Source organism: Vibrio sp. 10N.222.52.B12, from assembly GCF_002875385.1.
In the GTDB taxonomy this organism is placed as follows: domain Bacteria; phylum Pseudomonadota; class Gammaproteobacteria; order Enterobacterales; family Vibrionaceae; genus Vibrio; species Vibrio jasicida.
This window is the reverse complement of record NZ_MDAW01000016.1, coordinates 1-226: the sequence shown is the minus strand read 5'-3', so window position 1 is coordinate 226 and position 226 is coordinate 1. Positions and strand designations below refer to the sequence as shown.

The 226-nt window shown below is 50.0% G+C and carries 1 pseudogene; it reads right to left on the bottom strand.

The features are described 5' to 3' along the window. Positions 1–226: pseudogene (locus tag BCT11_RS01030) on the bottom strand (hypothetical protein); the annotation flags it as partial.

The following is a 226-nucleotide window of genomic DNA, read 5'->3' as shown; positions in this document are numbered from 1 at the left end:
AGCGTCGTGTTCCATTTACCCAATGCAGCCGCTGTCGTGGTTTGCGTGACTTCTTTATTGTCCGTATCGACCGCTTTGATGGTCAATGTGTCTGTGGTTTCGAAGCGTGTGCTATTACCACTGACGGCAACGCTTGCAGCGCCCGTTTCGTTAACATCACTGATATTTTCAACGGTTAAGGTTGGGGTCATCGCCAATGCTTTAGCTGATGTGAATGCCTCACCGG